Genomic DNA, 26,695 nt, shown 5'->3' with positions numbered 1-26,695 from the left:
GTTGACTGCAACTGCAACTGCTCAACGTCAAGGGCAACTGCAGTTTCACCACCCCTGCGGGGCGGCGACCTACTTTCTTGTCTCGCCAAGAAAGTAGGCAAAGAAGGCGACCCGGATGCGGCGAAAGACTCCTCGTCGCCAGACCAAAAGAGCGGCCGGGACCCAAACTCACATCGCCTTAAGGCGATGCTCAGACACGGGTCCCTCTTTTCCGCTCTTTTGGCCTGACGACGAGGCGCCGCATAACGGGAGATTCAAACCTCCACGCCTCGGTTTGCATCGCGCTTGGGTGATTTCCGCCTGGAGGCGGGAATCACGGCTACACGGAATATCGTTTTCTGCTCTCTCTGGTTCGCTCCCCCCACGCAGTGGGAGGGGCCGGGCGGGCGCAGGCAAGAGCGAGATGCCCTAGACCGCAGCCCATGGCCGGGTGCCGTCCGTCATCCCCGCATGCTAATGTCCCATCTTCGCGAATTCGCGTTTTCGAAGAGGCACCACATGCATGCGGCTATCGTCGAAGCCAGCTACGGCTCCGATCCGGTTGGTCTGGTCAGCGGCTTCCGCTTCCTGCCCGGCGAGCCGGGCCAGCCCATCGATTCCGCCGCGGCGGCCGCGTGGCTCGGGCAGCCTCCGCCGGGCGACGAGTTTCTTTGGCTGCACTTCAATCTGTCGCATAGCGCGTGCGAGCGCTGGCTCAAGGGCCAGCTCGACCTGCCCGAGGGATTCTTCGAGGCGCTGCGCGAGGGCTCGCGCTCCACCCGCATCGAGCGCCTGGATACGGCGCTGCTTGCGGTGGTCAATGACGTGATCTACAACTTCGGCGTGGCCACCACCGATATCTCCACGCTGTGGGCCTGCGCCGACCGCCGCATCCTGGTGACAGCGCGCATGAAGCCGCTGCGCTCGGTTGACCAGCTGCGCGCCTCGGTGCGCCAGGGCGAGTTGTTCCACACGCCGCTGGCGCTGCTGGTGCATTTGCTGCGCGACCAGGCCGATGTGCTGGTGCGCATCGTGCGCGAAACCAGCGTGACCGTGGACCAGGTCGAGGATCGCCTGCTCTCGCATCGTCTGCACGGCAACCGCGCGGAGCTTGGCTCCATGCGCCGCGGCCTGGTGCGCTTGCAGCGGCTGCTCGCGCCCGAGCCCGGCGCGCTGTTCCGCCTGCTCAACCGGCCTCCCGCCTGGCTGCAGGACCAGGACATCCAGGATCTGCGCTCCTCCACCGAGGAGTTCTCCCTGGTCCTGAGCGACCTGGCCGCGCTGGTCGAGCGCATCAAGCTGCTGCAGGAAGAGATCGCGGCCAAGCTCAACGAGCAGACCAACCGCACGCTGTTCACGCTGACGCTGGTCACCGTGCTGGCGTTGCCGATCAACATTGTGGCCGGCTTCTTCGGCATGAATGTGGGCGGGATTCCGCTGGCGGACCATCCGCACGGTTTCTGGGTGCTGGTGGTGCTGGTGGCCAGCTTCACCGTGCTGGCGGGGCGCTGGGCCTTCCGCAAGCAGGGCGATTACTGAGCGCACGGGTGACCATTCACGAGCGCGTCACATCTCGCGGTTAGCCTGCCAGTCACCACGTTGTTGCGAACAGGAGTTAGCAATGAGACCAGACGAGAACGAGCTGATTCGGCGTATCCACCGCGAGGTGGCCGATCACTATGACGAAGAACTCGAACTGGAGCTGGAAGACCACCATGTCGATACGCTGTTCGGCGAAGCCGCCGGCGGCCTGGACGACGACGAGCGGGCTGCGCGGCGGCTGTACTTTCGCGAGCTGTTCCGCCTGCAGGGCGAGCTGGTCAAGCTGCAAAGCTGGGTGGTGGAGACTGGCCACAAGGTCGTGATCTTGTTTGAAGGGCGCGACGCGGCCGGCAAAGGCGGCGTGATCAAGCGCATCACCCAGCGGCTCAATCCGCGCGTGGCCCGGGTGGCGGCGCTGCCGGCGCCCAACGACCGCGAACGCACCCAGTGGTATTTCCAGCGCTATGTCTCGCACCTGCCGGCGGCGGGGGAGATCGTGCTGTTCGACCGCAGCTGGTACAACCGCGCCGGCGTGGAGCGCGTGATGGGCTTTTGCACCGACGACCAGTACGAAGAGTTCTTCCGCTCGGTGCCGGAGTTCGAACGCATGCTGGTGCGCTCCGGCATCCAGGTGATCAAATACTGGTTCTCGATCTCGGACGAAGAGCAGCACCTGCGCTTCCTCTCCCGCATCCACGATCCGCTCAAGCAGTGGAAGCTCAGCCCGATGGATCTCGAATCCCGCCGGCGCTGGGAGGATTACACCCGCGCCAAGGAAATCATGCTGGAGCGCACGCATATCGACGAGGCGCCGTGGTGGGTGGTGCAGGCGGTCGACAAGAAAAAGGCGCGCCTCAATTGCATCCATCACCTGCTGCAGCAGATGCCTTATGAAGAGCGCGTGCAGCCGCCCGTGGTGCTGCCGCAGCGCGAGCGGCACGACGACTACTCGCGCCAGCCGGTGCCCGACAACATGATCGTGCCGGAAGTCTACTGAGCCTTCTTTTTCGCGCGCCGCGACGACGTCTTGCGCGGGTGCCGGCAGCCCTTGCCGTAGCCGTAGCCGGTGGCGTTGTCGAACCTGCAGATATAGAGGCAGGCAGACGCCACGCTCATGCCGCGCTCCTGCAACCGGCGCGCTGCAGGATGAAGCTGGCCACGTCGTCGCGCACGGGCGCCAGCCAGTGCAGCGGGTCGGCGAACACGCCGATCAGCAGTGTGTGGGAGAGCCGGGCATAGCTGCGGAACTGCACGGGCACGCCGCGTTGTTCCAGCCGGGTTGCCATTTGCGCGGAGTTGCGCAGCGGGTTGATCAGGCGGTCGCCGTCGTCCACGCCGATGAACGCTGCGGGTGAGCGCGCATCGGCGTAGTCGATCGGCTGCGAACCGGGCGGGTAGTCGGGGTGGTGGAACACCGGCTGCGCCTGGCGATTCTCGATCGGCAGGAAATCGTAGGCCCCTGCCAGCCCGATCCAGCCGCGCAGCAGGGCGGGACTCATGTCGAAGCTGCCGAGCCAGCGCGCATCGAGCGCGAGCATGGCGGCGTTGTAGCCACCCGCGCTGTGCCCCATCAGGAACAGCCGTTGCGGGTCGCCGCCGTAGCTGGCGATCTCGCGCCGCGTCCACGCGACCGCGCGCGCGTTGTCCACCAGGAAATCCGGATAGCTGACTTCGGGGTAGAGGCGATAGTCCGGGATCACGGTCAGGATGCCGCGCGCGGCCAGCGCTGCCGCGACGAAGGCGTATTCGGCCTTTTCCCCGCTGTTCCAGGTGCCCCCATAGAAGAACACCACGACCGGCGCCTGGCCTGGGCACGCCGGCTGGCGCGGCGCATAGATGTCGAGCCTGGCGCGTTCGCCGTCGCCGTAGGGCACGTTGGTGCTCAGGGCATAGGCTTTGCTTTGGGTTAAGGCATTGAGCACGTCCGATGTGGAGCAGGCGCTTAGGCCGACCACCAGCGGCAATGCCAGGAGGAGCGAAAGAAAGCGCGGTCTGAGCATCGGCAAGGCTTCCTCTTCGGTAGCTTTTTCAAGTGCTGCCAGCCATTCTTGCATAGTCGCCGCGCGCAGTGCGGCATGGCGTGCCCGCCGGGCCAGGCATGGATGCACAGCAAGTTGAATGCCACGCGCGCTTCGCACGTCTCGCCCCGGTGCATGCCCTGCCTGGCTCCGGCTATTCTCAGTGAAGGCTCGCTACAGGAGGTGTTCCTTGTTCGGTACCTGGGCTTGGGTCATCGGCGCGTTGCTCATCACCATGGGTTTGATCAGTTCGCAGGTAAAGCGGCTGCCGCTGTCGGCGTCGGCGCTTTACCTGCTGTTCGGCATCGGGCTCGGGCCATGGGGGCTTGGCCTGATCCGGGGCGATGTGACGGATCGCGATCATGCGGTTGCGCTGGAGATCGTGACGGAGATCGCCCTGCTGGTATCGCTGTTCGCGGTGGGGCTGCGGCTGCGTGTGCATCCGCGCGATCGCCTCTGGCGCGTTGCCCTGCGGCTGGCCACGGTCGGGATGCTGCTGACCATCGCCATGCTGTTCGCGATTGGCTTCTGGGCCATGGGCTTGCCTGCGGGCGTGGCCCTGCTGCTCGCGGCCATCCTGGCGCCAACGGATCCGGTGCTGGCCTCCGACGTGCAGGTCGAGGATGCGCAGGACCGCGACCGGATGCGCTTTAGCTTGACCGGGGAGGGCGGGCTCAACGACGGCGCCGCGTTTCCCTTCGTCATCCTCGCGCTTGGCCTGATGGGCGCGCAGGATGCCGGCGTTGGCTGGCAGCGTTGGCTGTGGGTCGACCTGCTGTGGGCCTCGCTGGCTGGCCTGGCCCTGGGCTGGAGCATGGGCTGGCTGTGCAGCCGCGCGGTGCTGGCCCTGCGCAAGCGCCAGCGTGGCGCGGCCGGCATGGAGAGCTTCTTCGCCGTCGGCCTGATCGGGCTGGCTTACGGCGCCGCGCTGGCCGTGCACAGCTATGGCTTCCTGGCGGTGTTTGCCGCGGGCATGGCCATGCGCCACGTCGAGCACCAGGAGAACCAGGACGTCGAGGCCGACGAAGTGCTGGGCGCGACCGTGTTCTCGGAGCAGGAGAGCACGGCCGTGCAGCACGACAAGGCTGCCGCCTACCTGGCGCACACCGTCAGCGAGTTCTCGCTGGACCTCGAGCGGCTAGCCGAGCTTAGCGTGATGGTGGCGGTGGGCGCGCTGCTCTCCGTACGGATGCTGCGCTGGGAGTACCTTGGCCTGGGCCTGGCGCTGATCCTCGTGGTGCGCCCGCTGGCCGTGGGGATCTCCACCATCGGGGTTGCGCTGCAGCCGCCGCAGCGGCGGCTCATTGCCTGGTTTGGCGTGCGCGGCATCGGCTCGGTCTACTACCTGGCCTATGCGCTTGCGCATGGTGCGGATTTCCGCCACGGGGCCATGCTGGCCGACGCCACGCTCTGCGTGGTGGTGCTATCGGTGGTGCTGCACGGCTCATCGGCCACGCCCCTGATGGCGATGTACCGGCGCTGGCGCGGCGCCGCCAAGGCCTGAATCCATTGGCTTGCGCAGCGCTTCTGGCACTCGCCTGCAGTTTTCTCCCTCGTTAAAGCTCTTGTCCCGGATGCCGTTATTTGTGTGGCTTAGGCTTCGTGCGCCCAGGCCTGCATCCACAGAACAAGAATCGGAGCTTTAGAACATGAGGGGTCCTCTCTTCCGACAATGCGCAAGCCAGCTCGCTGCCCTGCTGGCCGCCATGTCTGTCGCCGCCTGCGGTGGCGGTGGCGGCGATGCGCCAGCTGCCGCCCAGACAAACGCGAGTCCTTCCGTGCCGGTCGCCAGCGCGCCCGTGCCGCCCACGCTGGCGCCGGCCTGCGGCGGCTGCAGCGCCGTGGATGCCAGCAATTACTCGGGTTCCGGCGTTGGCGTCTGGTCTGCCTCCAACACCACCGGCGCGCCAGCCGATGTGCCCGTTGCCATCGGCGGCGTGAATGGCAAGGCCGTGACGCTGCTCTACACCAACGGCGCCACGGCGCAGGCCATGCCGGCCGGCCTGTCGCTGTCGGTGATCCAGTCCGTGCTGGGCAACCTCTCGATTCAGTCGGTCTCCACCGGGCAGGACGAACAAACGCTGCGCGACATTGCCGAGTTCAATCGCACCGGCTGGGCAGCACTGGCCGGCGGCAAGCAGGTGGCCAGCCTTTCCGAAATCGCACCGCCACCGCCGCTCGCTTCCGTGCTCAACGATACCAAGAGCTGGTACCACACCGACGGCACACGCCGCGCGGCCACGCTGGTCAAGCAAGTGAGCACGGCAGACGCCACCACCGTCAACATCTGGGTGGAGACCACCGAGTCGGCGCCTGGCAAGGTCACCGGCACCCTCGTCGACACGCTGGCTGCCGCCTTCGCTAGCGGCGGCGGCATCTACGACATGCTGACCTCGGTCGGCGGCCCGTTGTGGGGCGCGCACAGCTACAACAACCTGATCGCCGGCAGCGGCCAGCCGGTGGATATCGTCGTGCTCAACTTCGACAACAATGGCAAGCCATTCGGCACCGTGGGCTATTTCTGGGGCCTGCACAACCTGAAGGCCACCTCGGATTCACGCAGCAACGAGTCGCTGTCGCTCTATCTCGATTCCGAGACCCTGTACCTGGGCGGCGCCGAAGGCCTGAAGTCGATGAAGATGACCATGGCGCACGAGGGGATGCATATGCAGAACTTCTACCGCCGCGGCGTCAAGGCCGGCCAGCAGTACGCATTCGATAGCTGGCTGGAAGAAATGTCCGCGATGATGATGGAGGACTTCGCCAGCCAGACCATCGACCCCACGTACAACGCGATCCGCGACGTGCGTTTCAGGGACTACGTGAGCTATGGCAACGGCAACTTCAACTGCAATATGCTGAATTTCACTGGATTCGGCGCCACCTGCGAGAGCTATTCGGTGTCGGGCAGCTTCGGCGGCTTCCTGGACCGGCAACTCGGCCTGGCCTTTTACAAGGACCTGCTGGGCCGGACTTCCAGCGCGGACTCCAAGACCGTGCTCGACCAGGCCATCAAGGCCGCGCGCCCGGACTCTGGCTTCAGCCAGGAACTGTTGCGCTGGAGCGTGACCAGCAATTCGCTGATGCCAGCCGCGACGTCGCCGTCGCGTTACGGCTACCCGGCCCGTGTCGACGGCGGCTTCACGCTCCCGCTGATCGATCCGGACCTGTTCCGCGCCTCGCGCAAGCTGCCGGTGGCCGTGCCCGCCACGTTGCAGCCGTATGGTAGTTTCCCGGTGGTTCGCAGCAACGGGGGGGCCACGTTCAGCGAGACCGTGCGCGTGCCTGCCGGCGCTACGCTATCCGTCGTGGTGTACTGATTGTACTGACCGCGCTAAGCGCAGGCTCGCCGGATCTGCCTCCGGCGGCTCCCGGGCGGCGATGTTCGCCGCCCGGACTTGTCAATCCAACAAACCTCATGCGCCGAATCCTGCTCCTGATTGCTGCCCTGTCCGTCGTGCTGGCTGCGTGCGTGCACGCGGTGCCGGCCGGGCGGTCCATCGCCTTGACGGGCACGGTGATGGTCAAGGGCAGCGCCCTGTTCCAGCAGCCGGTGCTGGTCACCGCTGATGGCGAGGCATGGGTGCTGGAGAAATTCCCTGTCGGCGAGGCCGAGGCGTTGCGCGGCCAGAAGGTGGGCGTGACCGGCACCGTGCTGCGCGCAAACCAGCCCGGCACGTGGGCGCCGGCCATCCGCGTCGAGCGGATCGAGGCCGTGCCGGACGGCGCGCCTGCGCGCTAGATCCGGCTAGCTCCAGCCTGGTCAGTCGCTCGGGCCCGCGCGGTCGGGGAACGCCTCTTCCAGCGTCAATACCGTACCGGTCAGGCTACCGTCATAGCCGGGCAGGGCATCCACCACCTGCCGGAAACCGGCGCTCCTGAGTGCCGCGACGGCGCCGGCCAGTGCTGGGCTTTGCAGGCGCTCCCGCTCGATCACAAAGAAGTACCGTTCCTTGAGCACCGGCACGAAATCCAGCCCGAAGCGGCGCGCCGCCGTTTCCACGCCGAACCCCGCATCCGCCATGCCGCTGCCGATATAGGCGGCCACCGCGGCGTGGGTGAACTCGCCATTGCTGTAACCCTCGATGCGCCCGCTGTCGATGCCGCGCGCCTTGAGCATCAGGTCCAGCAGCAGCCGCGTGCCGGAACCGGTCTGGCGGTTGACGAAGCGCACGTCGGCGCGGCAGAGATCTTGCAGCGTGGTGACCTGCTTCGGGTTGCCGGGGCGCACGAAGATGCCTTGCGAGCGAACCGCGAGCTGAATCAGGCAATGGGTCTGCGGGCGAATCCATGTGGCAAAGCTCGCCAGCATGTCCCGCTCGAATTCGCCGATCGGCACATGGAAGCCGGCAATATCGCAGGCACCTTGCGCAAGTGCCGCAACCGCCTCAAGGCTGCCGCAGTATTTCAGGTCGTGGCGCACCTGGTGCGCATCCAGGAAATCATGCAGCGCCGCCACCGCGAAGCCATGGCTGGCGTGCAGGCGCAGCGTGGGGCCGGGTTGGTCCACCAGCTTTTTCAGTTCGATTTCCAGTTCCGAGGCCAGGCTCTCCAGCGTGGGTGAGAGCCGCGCGGCAACGCGCTTGCTGGCCCACACCAGTTGCTGTGCCAGCGGCGACAGCGCGCTGCCGCGCCCGCGGGTCTTGACGATCAGCGCGCCGCCGAACAGGGTTTGCGCGTCACGCAGGATGCCCCAGGCGTAGCGGTAGGACAGGCCGGTCGCCTGCGCCGACTGGCTGATGCTGCCTGTGCTTTCGATATGCCCGAGCAAGGTGACCAGGCGGGACACGTCTAGTGGGGCGCTGGCGGCATCGCTGTCGTCGCGGATTTGGAGGTGGGGCAGGATCGAGATGCGAATCATATGAGAAAAATAGCATATTGCTCGAACGTGGCCAACTGCCTATAGTCCGCTCGAAGAGGCATAGCACCCGATATAAGCCCGCTTAACTGCCCAGGCGAGATGGGGAATGCCCGTTCAGAGCCCCCAAGATATGAAAAAAATAGCATATAAAGCGGTCGCCGCGACACGGCGTGCCGCACCCCGCAGCAAATCCTGGCAAGACGCGCAAGCCAATGCGCCACAACGTCTGCCGCTGGCGCCGCGCTTGAGCGCTTGCGCCGGCCCGAGCTGCGCCACCAGGAGACTCGATGTCTGATTCCGCTGCCAAGCCAGCCGCCAGCGCCGTGCGCGACCCGGTCGCCCGCATCGTGGCCGCGCGCCGCGACATGCCGGGCGCCTTGCTGCCCATCCTCCACGAGATCCAGGACACGGTAGGCTACGTGCCCGCCGACGCCTTGCCCGAGATTGCCCGCGCGCTCAACCTGTCGCGCGCCGAGGTGCATGGCGTGGTCACCTTCTATCACCACTTTCGCGACAGCAAGCCGGGCCGGCACGTGGTCCAGGTCTGCCGCGCGGAAGCGTGCCAGTCGGTTGGCAGCGAGGCCCTTGCCGCGCACGCCGAGCGCGCGCTGGGCTGCGGATTCCATGAAACCACCGCCGATGGCGAGTTCACGCTGGAGCCGGTGTATTGCCTCGGCCAGTGCGCCTGTGGCCCGGCCGTGATGATCGACGGGGAGCTGGCTGGCCGCGTCACGGCGCAGCGCTTCGATGCCCTGATCAAAGCCTGCGCGGACGTGGCAGTGGACCAGGAGGTGCAAGCATGAGCATCACCGTTTTCGTACCCCGCGATTCCAGCGCGCTGGCCATGGGCGCCGATGCGGTGGCCCGCGCCATCACGCGTGAGGCCACGGCGCGTGGCGCCAGCATCGAACTGGTGCGCAACGGCTCGCGCGGCATGTTCTGGCTTGAGCCGCTGGTTGAAGTGCAGACCCCCGCCGGACGTGTGGCCTATGGGCCGGTTACCGCCGAAGATGTCGCCGCGCTGTTCGATGCCGACTTCCTGGCGGGTGGCGCGCATGCGCTGGCGCAGGGGCTCACCGAGGAAATCCCGTTCCTCAAGGGGCAGGAGCGCTTGACCTTTGCCCGCATGGGCATCACCGATCCGCTCTCGCTCGCGGACTACATCGCACACGATGGCTATGCCGGCCTGACCCGCGCGCTGGCGCTGGACGGCGCGCAGATCGTGCAGGAAGTGACCGATTCCGGCCTGCGCGGACGCGGGGGCGCGGCGTTTCCCACGGGCATCAAGTGGCAGACGGTGCGCAACGCGCAGTCGCCCATCAAGTACGTGGTCTGCAATGCCGATGAAGGCGACTCCGGCACCTTCTCCGACCGCATGGTGATGGAAGGCGACCCGTTCATGCTGATCGAAGGCATGACCATCGCCGGCCTAGCTGTCGGCGCGGAGCATGGCTACATCTACGTGCGCTCTGAATATCCGCACGCTATCGCCGTGCTGGAATCCGCCGTCGGCATCGCGCAGGCGGCCGGCTGGCTGGGCGACGATATCCGCGGCAGCGGCCGGCGCTTCCGGCTCGAAGTGCGCAAGGGCGCCGGTGCCTATGTCTGCGGCGAGGAAACCGCGCTGCTGGAAAGCCTGGAGGGCAAGCGCGGCGTGGTGCGCGCCAAGCCGCCGCTGCCGGCCATCGAAGGGCTGTTCGGCAAGCCCACCATCATCAACAACGTGATCTCGCTGGCCACCGTGCCGGTGATCCTCGCGCGCGGCGCACAGTTCTATCGCGACTTTGGCATGGGCCGCTCGCGCGGCACGCTGCCGTTCCAGATCGCCGGCAATGTGCGCCAGGGTGGGCTGGTGGAGAAAGCCTTCGGCGTGACCCTGCGCGAACTGCTTGAGGGCTACGGCCAGGGCACGCGCAGCGCACGGCCCATCCGCGCGGTGCAGGTGGGCGGCCCGCTGGGCGCGTACCTGCCGGTGTCGCGGCTGGATACGCCGATGGACTACGAAGCCTTCGCCGCGTTTGGCGCGGTGCTGGGGCATGGCGGCATCGTGGTGTTCGACGACACCGTCGACATGGCCAGGCAAGCCCGCTACGCGATGGAATTCTGCGCCATCGAATCCTGCGGCAAGTGCACGCCGTGCCGGATCGGCTCCACGCGCGGCGTCGAGGTGATCGACAAGATCATCGCGGGCGACCAGCCGGTGAAGCACGTCAAGCTGGTGCGCGACCTGTGCGACACCATGCTGGGCGGATCGTTGTGCGCCATGGGCGGCATGACGCCGTACCCGGTGCTGTCGGCGCTAGACGCATTCCCGGAAGACTTTGGCGTGGCAGCGCCAGCCAAAGCTGCCTGAGCGTAGCGCCTCAGCCTATCGAACCGGCGCTGCCACTGCGCCACTCTGAATCACCAGTATGCGGCCCAGGCCGCAGCGGGAGCCCGCCTTGAACACACGCAACGAAATCGACTTCGGCACGCCGGCCAGCGATTCACAACAGCAGGTCACCCTAGAGATCGACGGCGTCGACGTGACCGTGCCCGCCGGCACCTCGCTGATGCGCGCCGCCGTGCAAGCCGGTGTGAACGTGCCCAAGCTGTGCGCCACCGATAGCCTCAAGTCCTTCGGCTCCTGCCGCCTGTGCCTGGTCGAGATCGAAGGCCGGCGGGGCTTCCCCGCCTCGTGCACCACGCCGGCCGAAGCCGGCATGAAGGTGAAGACGCAAACCGACAAGCTGGCCGACCTGCGCCGCGGCGTGATGGAGCTGTATATCTCCGACCATCCGCTCGACTGCCTGACCTGCCCCACCAACGGCAACTGCGAGTTGCAGGATATGGCCGGCGTGGTCGGCCTGCGCGAAGTGCGCTATGGGTACGACGGCGCGAACCACCGCGCCGAGGCCAAGGACGAGTCCAATCCGTATTTCACCTACGATCCCTCCAAGTGCATCGTGTGCAATCGCTGCGTGCGCGCCTGCGAGGAAACCCAGGGCACCTTCGCGCTCACCATCAGCGGCCGCGGTTTTGACTCGCGCGTGACGGCGGGGCAGGGCGACAGCTTCATGGATTCCGACTGCGTGTCGTGCGGCGCCTGCGTGCAGGCGTGCCCTACCGCCACGCTGGCCGAGACCTCCATCATCCGCATGGGGCAGCCGGAGCACAGCAAGGTCACCACTTGCGCTTACTGTGGCGTGGGCTGCGCCTTCAAGGCGGAGATGAAGGGCAATGAAGTGGTGCGCATGGTGCCGTACAAGAACGGCCAGGCCAACGAGGGGCACTCGTGCGTGAAGGGCCGCTTCGCCTTTGGCTATGCGACCCACAAAGACCGCATCCTGAACCCGATGATCCGTGCCAGGATCACGGATCCGTGGCGCGAAGTGTCGTGGGAAGAAGCGATCAGCCACGCGGCCTCCGAATTCAAGCGCATCCAGGCCAAGCATGGCCGCGACGCCATCGGCGGCATCGTGTCCTCGCGCTGTACCAACGAGGAAGGCTACCTGGTGCAGAAGCTGGTGCGCGCCGCCTTCGGCAACAACAACGTCGATACCTGCGCGCGGGTTTGCCACTCGCCCACCGGCTACGGCCTCAAGCAGACGCTGGGCGAATCCGCCGGCACGCAGACCTTCCGCTCGGTGGAGAAGGCGGACGTCATCATGGTGATGGGCGCCAACCCGACCGACGGCCACCCCGTGTTTGCCTCGCGCATGAAAAAGCGCCTGCGCGCCGGCGCCAAGCTGATCGTGATCGATCCGCGCCGCATCGACCTGGTCGATTCGCCGCACGTGCGCGCCGACTTCCACCTGCAATTGCGTCCCGGCACCAATGTGGCGGTGGTGACGTCGATGGCCCACGTGATCGTCAGCGAAGGCCTGATGGCCGAATCGTTTATCGCCGAGCGTTGCGAGGACCGTGCGTTCCAGCAATGGCGCGACTTCGTCATGCTGCCGGAGAACTCGCCGGAAGCCATGGCCGAGATCACCGGCATTCCCGCCGGGCAACTGCGCGGCGCCGCACGCCTGTACGCCACCGGCGGCAATGCCGCGATCTATTACGGCCTGGGCGTGACCGAACATGCGCAGGGCTCGACCACCGTGATGGGCATCGCCAACCTCGCCATGTGCACGGGCAATATCGGCCGCGAAGGCGTGGGCGTGAACCCGCTGCGCGGACAGAACAACGTGCAGGGCTCGTGCGACATCGGCTCGTTCCCGCATGAACTGCCGGGCTACCGCCACGTGTCGGATTCCACCACGCGCGGGCTGTTCGAATCCGCGTGGAATGTGGAGATCAGCCCGGAGCCGGGCCTGCGCATTCCCAATATGTTCGAGGCCGCGCTGTCCGGCAGCTTCATGGGCCTGTACTGCCAGGGCGAAGACATCGTGCAGTCCGACCCGAACACGCAGCACGTGGCAGCCGCGCTGTCGGCCATGGAATGCATCGTGGTGCAGGACATCTTCCTCAACGAGACCGCCAAGTACGCGCACGTATTCCTGCCGGGCTCGTCCTTCCTGGAGAAGGACGGCACCTTCACCAACGCCGAGCGCCGTATCTCGCGCGTGCGCAAAGTGATGCCGCCCAAGGCGCGCTATGCCGACTGGGAAGCCACCGTGCTGCTGTCCAACGCGCTGGGCTATCCGATGGAGTACAAGCATCCTTCCGAGATCATGGACGAGATCGCGCGGCTCACGCCCACCTTCAGCGGCGTCAGCTACCAGCGCCTGGAAGAACTCGGCAGCATCCAGTGGCCGTGCAACGACGCCGCGCCCGAGGGCACGCCGACCATGCACATCGACGCATTCGTGCGCGGCAAGGGCAAGTTCATCATCACCCGCTACGTGCCCACCAACGAGCGCGTGAACCGCAAGTTCCCGCTGATTCTCACCACGGGCCGCATCCTGTCGCAGTACAACGTCGGCGCACAGACACGCCGCACCGAGAACGTGATGTGGCATGACGAAGACCGCCTGGAGATCCATCCGCACGACGCCGAGGAACGCGGCATCAAGGACGGCGACTGGGTCGGCGTGCAAAGCCGCGCGGGCGAAACCGTGCTGCGCGCCATCGTCAGCGAGCGCATGCAGCCGGGCGTGGTCTACACCACCTTCCACTTCCCCGAGTCCGGCGCCAATGTGATCACCACCGACAACTCGGACTGGGCGACCAACTGCCCCGAGTACAAGGTCACCGCGGTGCAGGTCATGCCGGTGGCGCAGCCGTCCGAATGGCAGCGCCAGTACCGCGATTTCCACGATCAGCAGATGCAGTTGCTGCAGGCGGCCAGCGCCGAGGCAGGGCCGGCATGACACTCTGCGAACTCGCCATGGCCGACGCCGAGCCGGCCACCCACAGCACCTTCGCGGTCAGCCGCAGCCACCTCGGCGAGCTGGCACTGGAGGACGACGAGATTGCCGAGGAAGTGCCGGTTGCGCTCGAGTACAACGGCATCTCGCATGCGGTCATGCTGGCCTCGCCGGCCGATCTCGAAGACTTCGCGCTGGGCTTCAGCCTGAGCGAAGGGCTGGTGGCCAGCCCGCGCGATGTTTATGAGATAGAGACCGAGGTCCGCCCCGAAGGTATCGCGGTGCGGTTGCGCATCGCGGCGCAAGCCTTCGCCGCGCTCAAGGATCGGCGCCGCGCCATGGCGGGCCGAACCGGCTGCGGCCTGTGCGGCACCGAATCGCTGCAGGAAGTCATGCGCGCCCCGGCACCCGTGAGCAGCGGCGCCAGCTTCAGCGACGAGGCGATGTACGCCGCATTCGCGCAGTTGCAGACCCGGCAGGAACTGCTGCGCCACACCGGCGCCACGCACGCCGCCGCGTGGCTGCGCGCCGACGGCCAGGTTGCGCTGGTCCGCGAAGACGTGGGCCGCCACAACGCGCTCGACAAACTGATCGGCGCGCTGGCACGCACCGGCGAGGACCGCTCGCGCGGCGCCGTGCTGGTGACCAGCCGCGCCAGCTACGAAATGGTGCTGAAGACCGCCAGCGCCGGCGTCGGCGTGCTGGCCGCCGTATCCGGCCCGACCGCGCTCGCGGTACGCCTGGCGATCGATGCCGGCGTCACGCTGGCCGGCTTTGTACGCGCCGGCCGGCACGTGGTCTACTCCCACCCCCAACGTTTGCACAGCAGGACGGAACAAGCATGAACTCCGACAACCTCGTCAAGATGGCGAACCAGATCGGCACCTTCTTCGAAGCCATGCCGGACCGCGAAGAAGCGGTGGCGGATATCGCCAGCCATATCAAGCGTTTCTGGGAGCCACGTATGCGGCGCGCTTTGCTGGCGCGGCTGGATGGGAGTGAAGATGCTGGGCTGGATGAGATTGTGTTGTTGGCGGTGACTAGGTATCGGGGGGTGTTGGAGTGATTGGGTTGGTCGCTGTTTCTTTGGGCGGCGATGGCAGCTTGCACCCAACAGCTATACGACATCGCTCTGCTTGGGGTGTCGCTGTTTCTTTCATCGGCGATGGCTTTTGCACCCAAGGGCCATACGACATCCCCCTGCGGGGGCTGCCGGTCACTCTTCTTTGCGTCGGCAAAGAAGACTAACGAGAAGAAAGCCGACCCTGCCGGGAGCAGAGCAATAAGGCTGTTCGGCCCCGGTGGTTGCGTCGTACGGCCCGGAGTGTTGGCTAGCCGATCCTACCGGCCCCAAGGGCATCGCTACGGCATGACCTATGGGTTACGTGGTGCAGCCCCTGACCTCGCTTGCGGTGACCATTCCCACATCTGCCGTTCGCGGGGCGAAGTGCTGCGCCGTTTCGGGTGTGGCTGGTTTCGTGGTTTTGTCTCGGAGGGCAAGCGTGGTGAGTTGGGGGCGCGGCCCTCGCGCACGGGCCACGGTGCCCACCACGAAACCAGGGGAGCCGAGAGTAAGGCGCCGGTAGAGCCGGTACGGCAGGGCATCAAATACCCGGGCGCCCGCCGCCAGAGACAAAACCACGAAACCACGAGGGCAGGCAGGATCGTGGTGCTGCGCACCGCGAACGGCAGATGCCCGAACGCTCACCGAGCAAAGCGATCAGGGGCACCACCACGTGACCATTGGGTGATGCCGTGGCGATGACCTCCAAGCCGGTATGGCAAAGGCCAGCCAACACTGCGGGCCGTACGACGAAACCACCGCCCCACATAAGCCCGATTGCTCTGCTCCCGGCAGGGTCGGCTTTCTTCTCGTTAGTCTTCTTTGCCGACGCAAAGAAGAGTGACCGGCAGCCCCCGCAGGGGGATGTCGTACGGCTTTTGGGTCCAAAAGCCAACGCCGATGAAAGAAACAGCGACACCCCAAGCAGAGCGATGTCGTATAGCTGTTGGGTGCAAGCTGCATCGCCGCTCAAAGAATCAGCAACCAACCCAGCACCGGGATGTGCGGCCCGTGGGCGCAAAAACCAACGCCGCCTAATCTACCTACTTCAACCTCAACGGCTCCAACAACGCCGCATCATATTCCCCCCTCCCAATCCTCCCCAACTCCAGCATCCGCAGCAAGATATAAGCCTGCCGCTGCCGGGCGCGCCGAGGATTCACCACCGGGTTATTCGCCGAAGGCGCCTTCGGCAATCCGGCCAGCATCGCGCATTCCGCCAAAGTCAGCTCGCCCACCGGCTTGCCAAAATACGTCTCGGCCGCCTCGGCAAAACCATAGGCCCCTTGCCCAAGGTAGACCTTGTTCATGTAGAGCTCGAGGATCTCGTCCTTGCTCATGGCGTGTTCGATCCGGTAAGCCAGCAGCACCTCATACAGCTTGCGGGTGTAGGTCTTCTCGCGCGAGAGGAAGAAATTGCGCGCCACCTGCATGGTGATGGTGGAGGCGCCCTGCGACAGCTCATCGGACAGGTTGGCCACGCCGGCGCGGATCACGCCGACATAGTCGATGCCGTCATGCAGGTAGAAGCGGTCGTCCTCGATGGCTACCACCGCCTGGGTCAGCTTGGGCGGTATCTCGCCGATGGGCACGTAGCCGGGCGACTGGCGGAAAGTGGTGAGCGCGTCCAGCGTGGGCAGCTGGCGCTGAGCGACGAGCACGGTGAGCGTGCCGAGCAGGGCCGCGCCCAGGATGAGCAGCAGCACCAGCTTGAGAAAATTCGACCAGAGACGTTCCATGGGCCGTATTGTGCCAGCACCGGCCATGTCCCTGCCCCGGCTCAAGCCGCCCCGCCGGTTCAGTCCGCCGGCAGCGCCACGCCAAGCTCCTTTGCCAGGGTTTCCAGGTTGCGCCAGATCGCAGGGTTCACGTCCAGGTGGGTGGTCGTGAGCGCGCGGTTGGCGGCTTCGAACTCGCCCGGGTATTGCACGCTGTCAAAGCCCGGGGCGGGCGGGGTGTCGTGCAGGTAGTTGACGAAGGCTTCCACCTCCGCGCCTTGCCAGCTCAGCCCCAGGTCCAGTTCCGGGTTCATCAGCAACGCGAACATATTGTTGGTGGCCACGCCGCCGCGTGGGTTCTCCGGCTGGATGGTGCCGCCGCCCGACAGCACGCCCGCGAGCAGCTCGGCTACCACGCCGAGCGCATAGCCCTTGTGGCCGCCGAAGGGCAGCAGCGCGCCCGGGTGTTTGCTGAACATGGCCCCGGCATCGGTGGTGGGGTTGCCGTCGCTGTCGATGATGCTGTTCTGCGGCGCGGGCTCGCCCTTCTCGGCCAGCACGCGGGCCTTGTTGATGGCGATGGCGCTGGTGGCGATATCCACCACCAGGGGCGGGCGGCCGTTGGGCATCGGCCCGGCGAAGCACAGCGGGTTGGTGGTCAGCCGCGCGGTGCGGCCGCCGTAGGGGGCCACCACCGGGGAGCGGTTGATCACATTGGTGAAGCTCAGCAGCACGAAGCGCTCCTTGGCCACCATCTCGCCGTAGTGGCCCATGCGGCCCAGGTGGTGTGAGCGGCGCAGCGTGACGATGCAGTGGCCGTGCTGGCGCACGCGCTCGATGGCGGTCTCGATGACGCGCTTGCCCACGTGCTGGCCGAAGCCGCCGTTGCCGTCGAACACCAGCAGGCTGTCGCGGTCGAGCACGCATTCGGCGCGGCCCGCCGGGTTGACGTTGCCGGTTGCCAGCGAGCGCTGGTAGTTGGGCAGGATCGACAGGCCGTGGCTGGTGTAGCCGCAGCGGTCGGCCTCGACCAGGTGCTCGGCCACGTCGTTGGCGATGTCGGTCGGCACGCCTTGCGCGGCGAGCAGGTCGCGGGCGAGCCGGGTGGCGGATTGCAGTGTTATCTTCATGTTCGTTCCTTGTCCCGGTGTGCGCTCAGATCCAGCCCAGCCAGCGCCAGTAGGTGGCGGCGAACAGCAGCATCAGGGCGTAGCCGATCACCGTCACGGGGATGCCGACCTTGGCGAACTGCTTGCCGTTGAAGGTGTCCGTGCCCAGGCAAACCATGTTTTGCGGTGCATTGATCGGCAGGATGAAGCCGAAGCTCACGGTGAAGCCGAGCAGCATCGTCAGGCCGATCTGGTTGATATCGCCCGGCAGCGTCTGCAGCACCGAGATCAGGATCGGCAGCAGCGCCGCGGTGAGCGCGGTGGCGCTGGCAAAGCCGAGGTGGATCAGGATCAGGAAGGCGGCCAGGATGGCGAACACCAGGATCGGGCCTTGCGTGGCGAGCCCGGAGTTGGCCACCACGAACTTGCCCAGCCACTGGCCGGCCTGCGTGGTGAGCAGCGCGGTACCCAGGCTGATGCCTACCCCGAACACGATCAGCGTGCCCCACGGCGTGCGTTGCTGCATGGTCTTCCAGTCCATCACGCCAATGCGCGGCATCATCAGGATCACCAGGCCGACGAAGGTCACGGTGGCGGTGTCGAACTGGTGCAGCTTGCCCTCGGTCGCCCAGAACAGCAGCAGCCCGATGGACACGGCGGCAAGCCGCTTCTGCGGGCCGCTCATCGGGCCCAGCCCGGCGAGTTCCTTTTGCACGGCTTCCTTACCGCCGGGGATGGCCTCGGTTTCAGCGGGCAACAGGAACCGCACCAGGAAATACAGCACGACCGACATCACGATGGCCCACGGCGCGCCGGCGATCAGCCATTGCAGCCAGGTGATGCGCTCGCCCAGCAGCTTGTCCATGAAGCCCACCGTCAGCAGGTTCTGCGCGGCGGCGGTCTGGATGCCGACGTTCCAGATGCTGGTGGCCATAGCCACGGTGATCATGATGCCGGCGGCGATATTGGATTTCTTGTCGACCCCGAAGGCCGCGATCACGCCCATCATGATCGGCACCACGCAGGCACTGCGCGCGGTCGCGCTCGGCACCACCAGCGACAGCGCGATGGTCACCACGATGCTGCCGATCAGGATGCGCCGCGTGCTGGTGCCGATGGCCGACAGCGTGACCAGCGCGATGCGCCGGTCGAGCCCGGTCACCGTCATTGCCGCCGAGATAAAGAGGGCGGCGGCAACCAGCGCCAGCGCGGTGTTGGAGAACCCTGCCAGCGCCATGCCGAGCGCGCGGGAGGTGCCGTACTGCGTGGCCGGGTCCGCCACCGTGGGCGCAAAGCCGATCAGTGCGGCCATCAGCGACGTGATCATGATGGCGCTGGCCTCGTAGGAGACCGCCTCGGTGATCCACACCACGATGGCAAAGGCGAGGATTGCCAGCATGCGATGTCCCGCCACCGGCAGGTCCGGGGGCAGGGGCAGGGCGAGTATGCCGATCAGTACCAGGACGGCGGCGTAGAGCCCCCATGGCGTGGATTTGCCGGGCGCGGCTTGCGGCACGGCGGCAGCCACACCGATAGCGGTGGGGGCGGCTGCGCGGACGGCTTGGGTTGGAGTGCGCGGGTCTGTCATCGCTTTCCCTTTTCTTGTCTTGTTGATCTTGGTTCGACACGGGAAGGCGGACGTCACGCGCGGGCAGATGGCTAGCCTGTGACTGGCAGGGTGGCGGCGTCGTTCGGCGGCGTTCCGTGAAGACCTGGCGAAGGCGGGAGACCGGCTTGCGGCCGGGCTGCCGCGTTCGACATGGGGAAATTATCGTGCCGGCCAACAGTGCCTGTCGAGGGTGGATCCGGGCGCATATGACGCGGATCAAAGAACCGGCTCGCACAGGGAAATTTCGATGCGCCAAGCGGTCAGACTTTCAGATCATTGCGATACAAGGGCTTGCGGGCGTTGCGCAGCGAGCACAACAACCGGCGGCCCCGCACACTAATGAGCCGCCCGAACGTGATCTGAAAACTTTGGAGTGCATGATGAAGGTTTTAGTGAGAGGACTACGCGCCGAAGTCGACGCATCCGCGCTGCGCACGGCGCTGGCCGCCTACGTGCGGGTCAAGGACATCGAGCTGATCTGCGAGGGCGACGGTGCGCATCCCTGGGCCTGGGTCGACCTGGATCTGGACGATGTGGACCCGATGAGCGTGTGGAAACTGGTGGCGAAGCTCGATCGCCGTTATATTGCTGGATGCCATACGCGCTGGCATGTGCCGGCCTATCGCGCGCGCTGAGCCGCCGACACGTGCGGTGCGCGCGCCACCGAACGACAAAGACAGGGCAGGGACACACGATGCAGGAAAACATGGCCGATGCGCCATCACAAGGTGCCGGCGTGCCGGGCAACGCAGCGCTTGCGCTGGACAATGTAGTCAATCTGCGCGACCTTGGCGGCCTCGCCACGCGCGACGGCCACCGCGTGCGTGCCGGCAAGCTGTTTCGCAGCGGCAACCCGGGCCTGGCCAGCGCGGCGGATATGGAACGGCTGCGCGCATTGCAGCTGGACATGGTGATCGACTTCCGCTCGGCCGGTGAGAAGACCGCTGCGGAAAGCCCCTTTGGCGAGGCCTTCCGCTGGGTCGCCACGCCGGTGCTCGAAGGCAGTATGTCGATGGCCGAGCTGATGCCGCGTTTGCGCGACGGCAGCGCGCAGCAGATGGAAGCCTTCATGCTGGAGGTCTATGGTGACTTTCCGCGCAAGTACCAGGCCGCCTTTGGCGGTTTCCTGAAGACTGCGGAGCAGGGCGGCAACCTGCTGTACCACTGCACCGCGGGCAAGGATCGTACCGGCTTTGCCTCGATGCTGCTGCTCGCCGGCCTGGGCGTGGAGCGCGGCATCATCATGGCCAACTACCTGGAATCGAATCACTGGAACCAGGGCTTCAACCAGAAGATGAGCGCCGGCGCGGCGCAGTTCGGTGTCGATCCCGCGGTGATGTGGCCGCTGCTGGCGGTGAAGGCCTCTTACCTGGAAGCCTCGATGCACGCCATCGAGCAGGACTACGGCGGCATCGATGCCTACCTGGGCGACGTGCTCAAGGTGGATGCCGAGCGCCTGCGCCAGGCCTATCTCGTACGCGCTTAGCGATCCTTGTTTCCAAGGTGCTTTGCGAGCGCGTCATCCCGAGCGCGTCATCCCCCAACGGACCGTTAGCGCAGCGCCGGCCATCGTAGCAGTGCGAGGCGGACGGCCGGCGGGACTTTAGCCCAGCGCGGTCGCTCGTGGGGTCGTTTTTGCCAATGTCAGGACTTGTCAGCTTTTCTGGCTGGCCGTTGGATAGAGTCGGAGCCTATATAAAAGTCTCCGATTTCATTCTCCAATGCGTAGTCCTATTTCCTGTTCTTACGGCCGGGTGCCCGCCGGTGTGCGGCAACTGGTGGGTCTGTGCCTGAGTGCCCTGGCGGCCGGTCCTGTCCTCGCCCAGACCCCGCCCGACGCCGGCGCGCTGCGCCAGCAGATCGAGCCGGAGCTGCCGCCGGCCTTGCCGCGTCCGGTGGCGCCGGACCGCGCGGCACCGCCGCCGCCGATGCGCCAGCGCGGCGAGGCCACCGTGACGGTCGAGGCCTTCCGCTTTGCCGGCAACAAGCAGATGAGCGAGGCGCTGCTCGCGCCGGTGGTGGCCGGCTTCCTGGACCGGCCGCTGGACTTCAGCGAGCTGCAGTCCGCCGCCGCCGCGGTGGCCGAGGCCTACCGCGCGGCGGGCTGGGTGGTGCGGGCCTACCTGCCCGCGCAGGACGTGCGCGAGGGGGTGGTGACCATCCAGGTGGTGGAAGGCGTGTTTGGCGGCGTGCGCATCGAGGGCCAGGGCCCGCAGCGCGTGAGCCGCGAGCGCATCATCGCCGGCTTCGCTGCACACCAGCCCGTGGGCCAGCCGTTGAATACCGAGACGCTGGACCGTGCTCTGCTGCTGGCCAACGACCTGCCGGGCGTATCACTGGTGGGGCGGCTGCAGCCGGGCACGCAGGAGCAGGAAACCGACCTGGCGTTGAATTTCGTGGAAACGCCGCTGGCGACCGGCAATGTGGCCGTGGACAACCAGGGCGCGCGCTCTACCGGCGCGGCGCGGCTGGTGGGCAACGCCAGCGTGAACAGCCTGGCGGGCCTCGGCGACCAGCTGCTGGCCAACGGCTTGCTGAGCGAGGGCTACCGCTACCTGCGGCTAGGCTACACGGTGCCGGTGGGCTATGACGGCTGGCGCGTCGGCGCCAACGCCTCGCGGCTGGACTACCGGCTGGTGGCGGATGACTTCAAGGCGCTGAACGCGCGCGGCAACTCCAACACGGTAGGCCTGGAGGCGAGTTATCCGCTGATCCGCGCGCGCCAGCGCAACCTTTACTTCGTGGCCAATTACGACCATAAGACCTACGACAACGAGGCCAGCCAGGTCACCACCAGCCGCTATTTCGACAACACGCTGAGCCTGGGCCTGAGCGGCAACCTGTTCGACAACCTGGGCCGCGGCGGCTCCAACACCGCCAGCGCGATTTTCACCGGCGGCAACCTGAACCTGGGCCAGTCGCCCACGCAGGCCGCCGACGCCATGACGGCGCGCACTGCCGGCCAGTTCCTGAAGCTGCGCTACGGCATGTCGCGCCAACAGGTGCTGACCGATGCACTGTCGGCCACGGCCATGCTGTCCGGGCAGATGGCCAGCAAGAACCTGGATTCGTCGGAGAAGTTCTACCTGGGCGGCCCGGGCGGCGTGCGCGCCTACCCGATCGGCGAGGGCGGCGGCAGCGAGGGGCAACTGGTCAACCTGGAGTTGCGCTGGCGCCTGCCGTACGGGGTGTCGCTGTCTGGCTTCTATGACTGGGGCCACGTCACGCTCAATCGGGACAACAACTTCCCCGGCGCGCCGCTGGCCAACAGCTACCACCTGCAAGGGGCGGGGCTGGCCGTGCAGTGGCAGCCCGGGCGCGGGGTGAACCTGGGCGCGACCTGGGCGCACCGCATCGGCGGCAATCCGAACGCCACGCCGTCCGGCAAGGACCAGGACGGCTCCCTGATCAAAAATCGCGTCTGGCTGACCGCCAGCCTGTCGTTCTAAGTTTCCCGGAAGTCCGTCTATGAACAAGATCTATCGCCTGATCTGGAGCGAACTCGTGCGTGCCTGGGTCGTCGTGGCAGAGACCGCGCGCAGTCGTGGCAAGGCCAGCTGCAGCGTGGGCGTCGTCGCAACGCGCGCCCGCCTTGCCATCAAGCCGCTGGTGGCGGCGCTGGCCGGCATCGGCCTGGCGCATGCCGCGCCGCCGGCGCCGAACCAGCTGCCCACCGGCGGGCAGGTGGCGGCGGGGCAGGCCAGCATCAGCACCAGCGGCAACACGACGAACGTCACGCAGACCTCGCCGAACGCGGTGGTCAACTGGCAGAGCTTCAACGTGGGCAGCGCGGCCACGGTCAACTTCCAGCAGCCCTCGGCGGGCGCGGCCATCCTCAACCGCGTGCTGGACAGCAACCCCAGCCAGATCTACGGCAGCATCAACGCGCCGGGGCAGGTGTTCTTCGTCAACCCGGCGGGGATGTACTTCGGGCCGACTGCCAGCGTCAACGTGGGCAGCCTGGTGGCGACCACGCACGGCATTACCAATGCCGACTTCATGGCGGGCAACTACCGCTTCACGCGCAACGGCGCCACCGGCAGCATCGTCAACGACGGGCAGATCACGGTCGCGCTGGGTGGGTACGTCGCACTGCTGGCACCGGCGGTGCGCAACCACGGCGTCATCGTCGCGCAACTGGGCACAGTAGCGCTTGCCGCGGGCGAGGCCTACGAACTGCAGTTCGGCGGAAGCCGCACGCTGGCCAATATCCTGGTGACGCCGGCGACCATCGCCGCGCTGGTGGAGAACGGCAACGCCGTGCGCGCGCCGGGCGGGCTGATCATCCTGTCGGCGCAGGCGGCAGACCGCCTGCAGGGCGGCGTGGTGCGCAACACGGGCACGCTGGAGGCCACGGGCCTGACCAGCGACGGCGGCACGGTGCGCCTGCTGGCCAGCGATGCCATTGAGCAAAGCGGCATCATCAACGCCGACGCCGCCGCGCAGAGCGCGGGCAAGGGCGGCAATGTGATCGCGATCGCCGACCTGGGCAATGCCAACAGCCTGACCACGGTGGACGGCACCCTCAGCGCGCGCGGCGGCAACCTGGGCGGGGATGGCGGCTTCGTGGAGACGTCGGGCTCGCACGTGAAGATCGCGGATAGCGCGATGGTGGATACGCGCGCGCCGCAGGGCCGGACCGGGAACTGGCTGATCGACCCGAACAACTACACCATTGCCGCGTCGGGCGGCGACATCACCGGCGCGGCGCTGAGCGCGAAGCTGGCCACCAGCAATGTCACGATCAGCTCCACCGATGGCGCCACGGCGGGGACCAGCACCACCGACAACGGCAGCATCCACGTCAACGATGCGGTGACGTGGAACGCCAACACGCTGACGTTGAACGCGCAGAACAATATCAACTTCAATGCCGTGGCCAGCGTGAGCGGGCAGGGCTCGCTGGCGATGAACACCGGCACCACAGTCAGCGGCGGCACCGTACGGATGGGAGTCAGCCTGAATGGTGGTGGCTTCACCGGGCGTGTCGATTTCAATTCGAGCGGCAGCCTGGTCATCAACGGCAATACCTACACGCAGATCAAGTCGCAGTCGAACTTGCAGAACCTGTCGCTGAACGGATACTACTTCCTGGGCAGCGACGTGGCGCTGAGCGGCGCCTTCACGCCGATTGGCATGGCGGGTGCCAACCTCGGGGCCTTTACCGGGGCATTTGACGGACTGGGGCACCGGATCACCGGGCTGGAGATCAACCTGCCGACGACGGACAAGGTAGGCTTGTTCTCGCAGAACAGCGGAGCCATCCGCAATGTCGGCCTTGTACTCGGCCCTGGTGGCGTGACCGGGCAGGGAGAGGTCGGGGCCTTGGTCGGCTATGAATTCCAAGGCACGGTCGGCAATAGCTACGTCAGCGGTAGCGGGAAAGTCTCGGGGTCGGCCGATGATGTCGGCGGGTTGATCGGGCATATCATGCTGGGCGGCGTGACGCATAGTTATGCCACGGTTGACGTGACGGCTCCAAACTCAACCAACGTAGGTGGTCTCGTCGGTTTTGTCGAGAACACCGCTGATGCCCAGATGATCTACGGCAACTACTTGTCTTGGGGGCTGTACTGGGATTACGCAACCGGATCGGTCACCGGCAAGCTCGCGGTCGGCGGGCTGTTCGGGCAATACGTCAGTCCTTTTTCTGATTACCTGTCGGCCTCTTTTGCCACGGGAGCGGTCAGTGGGGGCGACGCTGTTGGTGGCCTGATCGGGAACGCTTTGGGGCACATCGAGCAAAGCTATGCCACGGGATCCGTAGCGGCCACCGGTGTCAAGTCCTATGCCGCCAGAGCAGGTGGCCTGGTCGGCTATTCAAGCTCGACGCTGATCCTTAACAGCTATGCCACGGGAGACGTCGCTGCCACGATTTCCGGCAAGAGCTCGGTCTATGCAGGTGGATTGGTGGGGCAATTGGAGACTGCAAACCTACCCCTGCAAGAGATCGATACGAGCTATGCGAGCGGGCTGGTAAACAATGGCAGTGGAGGCGGCCTGATCGGCGGGCCGAGCGGCTCCCTTCCTCCCCCCGATACCGCGTGGGGAGTCTGGAACAATCAAAACAAGCAAGCCGTTGCACAGGTAGGAGGGACCGCGTTGACTCCAGCGCAGATGAAGGATCCCACCAATCCGGCATGGACAAAGCTCCTCCAGACGACTCAGACCGTCACCCAGATTTCCACGTCTGCAAGTGATACCACCGCCAAGGCGCCGATCTGGGGGGCGGCTGCGTCAGGGACCAGCGCTCCTGTCCTTTGCGTTTTCGGCGGGTGTGCCACCAGCTCCAGTTCGGGTTCGTCGAGTGGCTCCGGTTCGTCTGGCGGCTCGGGCTCGTCGAGTGGTTCGGGTTCGTCGAGTAGCTCGGGATCATCGAGCGGTTCGGGTTCGTCGAGTAGCTCGGGTTCATCGAGTGGTTCAGGTTCGTCGAGTGGCTCGGGTTCCTCCAGCGGATCGGGCTCTTCTAGCGGTAGCGGTTCATCCGGCAGCTCGTCGGGTGGATTCCCGGTGCCGATTCCGCCGCCTCCGGCGCCGGCGCCCGTTCCCGTGCCGATGCCGTCGCCGCCGCCACTGGATCCGGCCTCCGGCAGTTCGAGCGGCAGCGGCGGTTCGTCGAGTGGCAGCTCCAGCGGTGGCAAGCCCGATGGCGCGGGCTCGTCGAGCGGTAGCGGTTCGTCATCCGGGAGCAGTGGTTCGTCCAGCAGTAGCTCCGGCGGCAACACGAGCGACGGCGCTGGCTCATCGAGCGGAAGCGGATCGTCGGGTAGCGGTTCTTCGAGCGGCAGCGGCTCGTCGGGTAGTGGCTCTTCGTCCGGCAACAGTGGTTCTTCCAGTGGTAGCTCCGGCGGCAACACGATCGACGGCACTGGCTCATCGAGCGGTAGTGGCTCGTCGGGTAGCGGTTCTTCGTCCGGCAACAGTGGTTCTTCCAGCGGTAGCTCGGGCGGCAACACGAGCGATGGCACGGGCTCATCGAGCGGCAGCGGCTCGTCGGGTAGCGGTTCTTCGTCCGGCAACAATGGTTCGTCCAGCGGTAGCTCCGGCGGCAACACGATCGACGGCGCGGGCTCATCGAGCGGCAGCGGCTCGTCGGGCAGCGGCTCTTCATCTGGCAGTAGTGGCTCGTCCAGCGGTAGCTCCGGCGGCAACACGAGCGATGGCACGGGCTCATCGAGTGGTAATGGCTCGTCGGGTAGCGGCTCTTCGTCCGGCAACAGTGGCTCTTCCAGCGGCAGCTCCGGCGGCAACACGAGCGATGGCACTGGCGCATCGAGCGGAAGTGGCTCGTCGGGTAGTGGTTCTTCGTCCGGCAACAGTGGTTCTTCCAGCGGTAGCTCCGGCGGCAACACGAGCGACGGCGCGGGTTCATCGAGTGGCAGCGGCTCGTCGGGTAGCGGTTCTTCTTCCGGCAACAGTGGTTCTTCCAGCGGTAGCTCCGGCGGCAACACGATCGACGGCGCGGGCTCATCGAGCGGCAGCGGCTCGTCGGGCAGCGGCTC

General features: G+C 66.3%; 20 protein-coding genes. 14 read left to right on the top strand and 6 right to left on the bottom strand.

Features of this window, described 5'->3' with window-relative positions; genetic code table 11:
• Nucleotides 1–498 precede the first annotated feature (498 nt).
• Together AC07XB_RS17745 and ppk2 are read left to right on the top strand one after the other, a co-directional pair.
• The gene (locus AC07XB_RS17745; protein WP_492375282.1) at nt 499–1,518 is read left to right on the top strand and encodes a transporter; all 1,020 of its coding nucleotides are present in this window, start codon (nt 499–501) and stop codon (nt 1,516–1,518) included.
• Between the two features lie 82 nt (nt 1,519–1,600).
• Nucleotides 1,601–2,518, top strand: coding sequence for a polyphosphate kinase 2 (gene ppk2 / locus AC07XB_RS17740; protein ID WP_492375283.1), 918 nt, complete (start codon nt 1,601–1,603; stop codon nt 2,516–2,518).
• On the opposite strand, the gene AC07XB_RS17735 is transcribed toward ppk2, so the two are convergent.
• Nucleotides 2,512–2,637 carry a hypothetical protein gene (locus AC07XB_RS17735; RefSeq protein WP_492813096.1) on the bottom strand — a complete coding sequence of 42 codons (126 nt, stop codon included), beginning with the start codon at nt 2,635–2,637 and terminating at the stop codon, nt 2,512–2,514. The two genes, ppk2 and AC07XB_RS17735, sit on opposite strands and share 7 nt — an antisense overlap.
• On the bottom strand, nt 2,634–3,521 hold the full coding sequence (locus tag AC07XB_RS17730) for an alpha/beta hydrolase (protein ID WP_492830638.1): 888 nt from the start codon (nt 3,519–3,521) through the stop codon (nt 2,634–2,636). Before AC07XB_RS17730 ends, AC07XB_RS17735 begins: the two co-directional genes overlap by 4 nt.
• A gap of 208 nt (nt 3,522–3,729) precedes the next feature.
• Here AC07XB_RS17730 and AC07XB_RS17725 point away from each other — a divergent pair, with 208 nt between their 5' ends.
• From AC07XB_RS17725 to AC07XB_RS17715, 3 genes are all read left to right on the top strand, one after another.
• A complete protein-coding gene (locus AC07XB_RS17725; RefSeq protein ID WP_492830639.1) occupies nt 3,730–5,043 on the top strand; it encodes a cation:proton antiporter in 1,314 nt (437 codons plus the stop codon).
• Nucleotides 5,044–5,188: 145 nt separating this feature from the next.
• The gene (locus AC07XB_RS17720) at nt 5,189–6,859 is read left to right on the top strand and encodes a M30 family zinc metallopeptidase (RefSeq protein WP_492830640.1); all 1,671 of its coding nucleotides are present in this window, start codon (nt 5,189–5,191) and stop codon (nt 6,857–6,859) included.
• 98 nt (nt 6,860–6,957) lie between these two features.
• Nucleotides 6,958–7,281, top strand: a complete 324-nt coding sequence (locus AC07XB_RS17715; RefSeq protein ID WP_492375288.1) for a hypothetical protein — start codon at nt 6,958–6,960, stop codon at nt 7,279–7,281.
• Nucleotides 7,282–7,302: 21 nt separating this feature from the next.
• Here AC07XB_RS17715 and AC07XB_RS17710 read toward each other — a convergent pair whose 3' ends face one another.
• The gene (locus tag AC07XB_RS17710; protein WP_492830641.1) at nt 7,303–8,400 is read right to left on the bottom strand and encodes a substrate-binding domain-containing protein; all 1,098 of its coding nucleotides are present in this window, start codon (nt 8,398–8,400) and stop codon (nt 7,303–7,305) included.
• A 287-nt stretch (nt 8,401–8,687) separates the two neighbouring features.
• On the opposite strand from AC07XB_RS17710, the gene AC07XB_RS17705 reads away from it, so the two are divergent.
• The 5 genes from AC07XB_RS17705 (at nt 8,688) to AC07XB_RS17685 (ending at nt 14,760) form a co-directional block, all read left to right on the top strand.
• Entirely contained in the window at nt 8,688–9,203 is a 516-nt protein-coding gene (locus tag AC07XB_RS17705) for a formate dehydrogenase subunit gamma (protein ID WP_492375290.1), read from the top strand.
• Nucleotides 9,200–10,753, top strand: coding sequence for a formate dehydrogenase beta subunit (locus AC07XB_RS17700; RefSeq protein WP_492830642.1), 1,554 nt, complete (start codon nt 9,200–9,202; stop codon nt 10,751–10,753). The genes AC07XB_RS17705 and AC07XB_RS17700 overlap by 4 nt, the downstream gene beginning before the upstream one ends.
• An 88-nt stretch (nt 10,754–10,841) precedes the next feature.
• Nucleotides 10,842–13,697, top strand: a complete 2,856-nt coding sequence (gene fdhF / locus AC07XB_RS17695; RefSeq protein WP_492813088.1) for a formate dehydrogenase subunit alpha — start codon at nt 10,842–10,844, stop codon at nt 13,695–13,697.
• Nucleotides 13,694–14,539, top strand: coding sequence for a formate dehydrogenase accessory sulfurtransferase FdhD (gene fdhD, locus AC07XB_RS17690; protein ID WP_492830643.1), 846 nt, complete (start codon nt 13,694–13,696; stop codon nt 14,537–14,539). The genes fdhF and fdhD overlap by 4 nt, the downstream gene beginning before the upstream one ends.
• On the top strand, nt 14,536–14,760 hold the full coding sequence (locus tag AC07XB_RS17685; protein WP_150988629.1) for a formate dehydrogenase subunit delta: 225 nt from the start codon (nt 14,536–14,538) through the stop codon (nt 14,758–14,760). Before fdhD ends, AC07XB_RS17685 begins: the two co-directional genes overlap by 4 nt.
• Nucleotides 14,761–15,800: 1,040 nt before the next feature.
• Here AC07XB_RS17685 and AC07XB_RS17680 read toward each other — a convergent pair.
• The 3 genes from AC07XB_RS17680 to AC07XB_RS17670 are packed head-to-tail and all read right to left on the bottom strand — an operon-like array spanning nt 15,801 to nt 19,172.
• Complete coding sequence (locus AC07XB_RS17680) at nt 15,801–16,496, bottom strand: transglycosylase domain-containing protein (RefSeq protein WP_309409935.1); 696 nt, start codon at nt 16,494–16,496, stop codon at nt 15,801–15,803.
• A gap of 59 nt (nt 16,497–16,555) precedes the next feature.
• The gene (locus AC07XB_RS17675) at nt 16,556–17,605 is read right to left on the bottom strand and encodes an Ldh family oxidoreductase (protein ID WP_492828047.1); all 1,050 of its coding nucleotides are present in this window, start codon (nt 17,603–17,605) and stop codon (nt 16,556–16,558) included.
• 25 nt (nt 17,606–17,630) lie between these two features.
• On the bottom strand, nt 17,631–19,172 hold the full coding sequence (locus AC07XB_RS17670) for a DASS family sodium-coupled anion symporter (RefSeq protein WP_477134319.1): 1,542 nt from the start codon (nt 19,170–19,172) through the stop codon (nt 17,631–17,633).
• A 401-nt stretch (nt 19,173–19,573) separates the two neighbouring features.
• On the opposite strand from AC07XB_RS17670, the gene AC07XB_RS17665 reads away from it, so the two are divergent.
• The 4 genes from AC07XB_RS17665 to AC07XB_RS17650 all read left to right on the top strand — a co-directional run.
• Nucleotides 19,574–19,828: an RNA-binding protein gene (locus AC07XB_RS17665; protein ID WP_416050438.1), complete on the top strand. Its 255-nt coding sequence runs from the start codon at nt 19,574–19,576 to the stop codon at nt 19,826–19,828.
• Nucleotides 19,829–19,887: 59 nt separating this feature from the next.
• The gene (locus AC07XB_RS17660) at nt 19,888–20,679 is read left to right on the top strand and encodes a tyrosine-protein phosphatase (protein ID WP_492375297.1); all 792 of its coding nucleotides are present in this window, start codon (nt 19,888–19,890) and stop codon (nt 20,677–20,679) included.
• 235 nt (nt 20,680–20,914) lie between these two features.
• Complete coding sequence (locus tag AC07XB_RS17655; protein ID WP_492375298.1) at nt 20,915–22,642, top strand: ShlB/FhaC/HecB family hemolysin secretion/activation protein; 1,728 nt, start codon at nt 20,915–20,917, stop codon at nt 22,640–22,642.
• A gap of 19 nt (nt 22,643–22,661) precedes the next feature.
• Nucleotides 22,662–26,695: two-partner secretion domain-containing protein (locus AC07XB_RS17650; RefSeq protein ID WP_493688085.1), on the top strand; the 4,034-nt coding region annotated here is incomplete at its 3' end.

It is taken from the genome of Cupriavidus sp. GW821-FHT02F09 (assembly GCF_059421605.1).
The sequence above is the reverse complement of the archived record's forward strand: the minus strand, read 5'-3'. Positions and strand labels throughout refer to the sequence as shown.

Bases quoted from the DNA above. Each gene is read 5' to 3' on its own strand.
- AC07XB_RS17735 (WP_492813096.1), bottom strand. From the start codon at position 2,637: ATGAGCGTGGCGTCTGCCTGCCTCTATATCTGCAGGTTCGACAACGCC.
- AC07XB_RS17670 (WP_477134319.1), bottom strand. From the start codon at position 19,172: ATGACAGACCCGCGCACTCCAACCCAAGCCGTCCGCGCAGCCGCCCCC.
- AC07XB_RS17715 (WP_492375288.1), top strand. From the start codon at position 6,958: ATGCGCCGAATCCTGCTCCTGATTGCTGCCCTGTCCGTCGTGCTGGCT.
- AC07XB_RS17730 (WP_492830638.1), bottom strand. From the start codon at position 3,521: ATGCTCAGACCGCGCTTTCTTTCGCTCCTCCTGGCATTGCCGCTGGTG.
- AC07XB_RS17700 (WP_492830642.1), top strand. From the start codon at position 9,200: ATGAGCATCACCGTTTTCGTACCCCGCGATTCCAGCGCGCTGGCCATG.
- AC07XB_RS17685 (WP_150988629.1), top strand. From the start codon at position 14,536: ATGAACTCCGACAACCTCGTCAAGATGGCGAACCAGATCGGCACCTTC.
- AC07XB_RS17660 (WP_492375297.1), top strand. From the start codon at position 19,888: ATGCAGGAAAACATGGCCGATGCGCCATCACAAGGTGCCGGCGTGCCG.
- AC07XB_RS17705 (WP_492375290.1), top strand. From the start codon at position 8,688: ATGTCTGATTCCGCTGCCAAGCCAGCCGCCAGCGCCGTGCGCGACCCG.
- AC07XB_RS17665 (WP_416050438.1), top strand. From the start codon at position 19,574: ATGAAGGTTTTAGTGAGAGGACTACGCGCCGAAGTCGACGCATCCGCG.
- AC07XB_RS17680 (WP_309409935.1), bottom strand. From the start codon at position 16,496: ATGGAACGTCTCTGGTCGAATTTTCTCAAGCTGGTGCTGCTGCTCATC.
- AC07XB_RS17720 (WP_492830640.1), top strand. From the start codon at position 5,189: ATGAGGGGTCCTCTCTTCCGACAATGCGCAAGCCAGCTCGCTGCCCTG.
- ppk2 (WP_492375283.1), top strand. From the start codon at position 1,601: ATGAGACCAGACGAGAACGAGCTGATTCGGCGTATCCACCGCGAGGTG.
- AC07XB_RS17745 (WP_492375282.1), top strand. From the start codon at position 499: ATGCATGCGGCTATCGTCGAAGCCAGCTACGGCTCCGATCCGGTTGGT.
- AC07XB_RS17655 (WP_492375298.1), top strand. From the start codon at position 20,915: ATGCGTAGTCCTATTTCCTGTTCTTACGGCCGGGTGCCCGCCGGTGTG.
- AC07XB_RS17710 (WP_492830641.1), bottom strand. From the start codon at position 8,400: ATGATTCGCATCTCGATCCTGCCCCACCTCCAAATCCGCGACGACAGC.
- AC07XB_RS17675 (WP_492828047.1), bottom strand. From the start codon at position 17,605: ATGAAGATAACACTGCAATCCGCCACCCGGCTCGCCCGCGACCTGCTC.
- fdhD (WP_492830643.1), top strand. From the start codon at position 13,694: ATGACACTCTGCGAACTCGCCATGGCCGACGCCGAGCCGGCCACCCAC.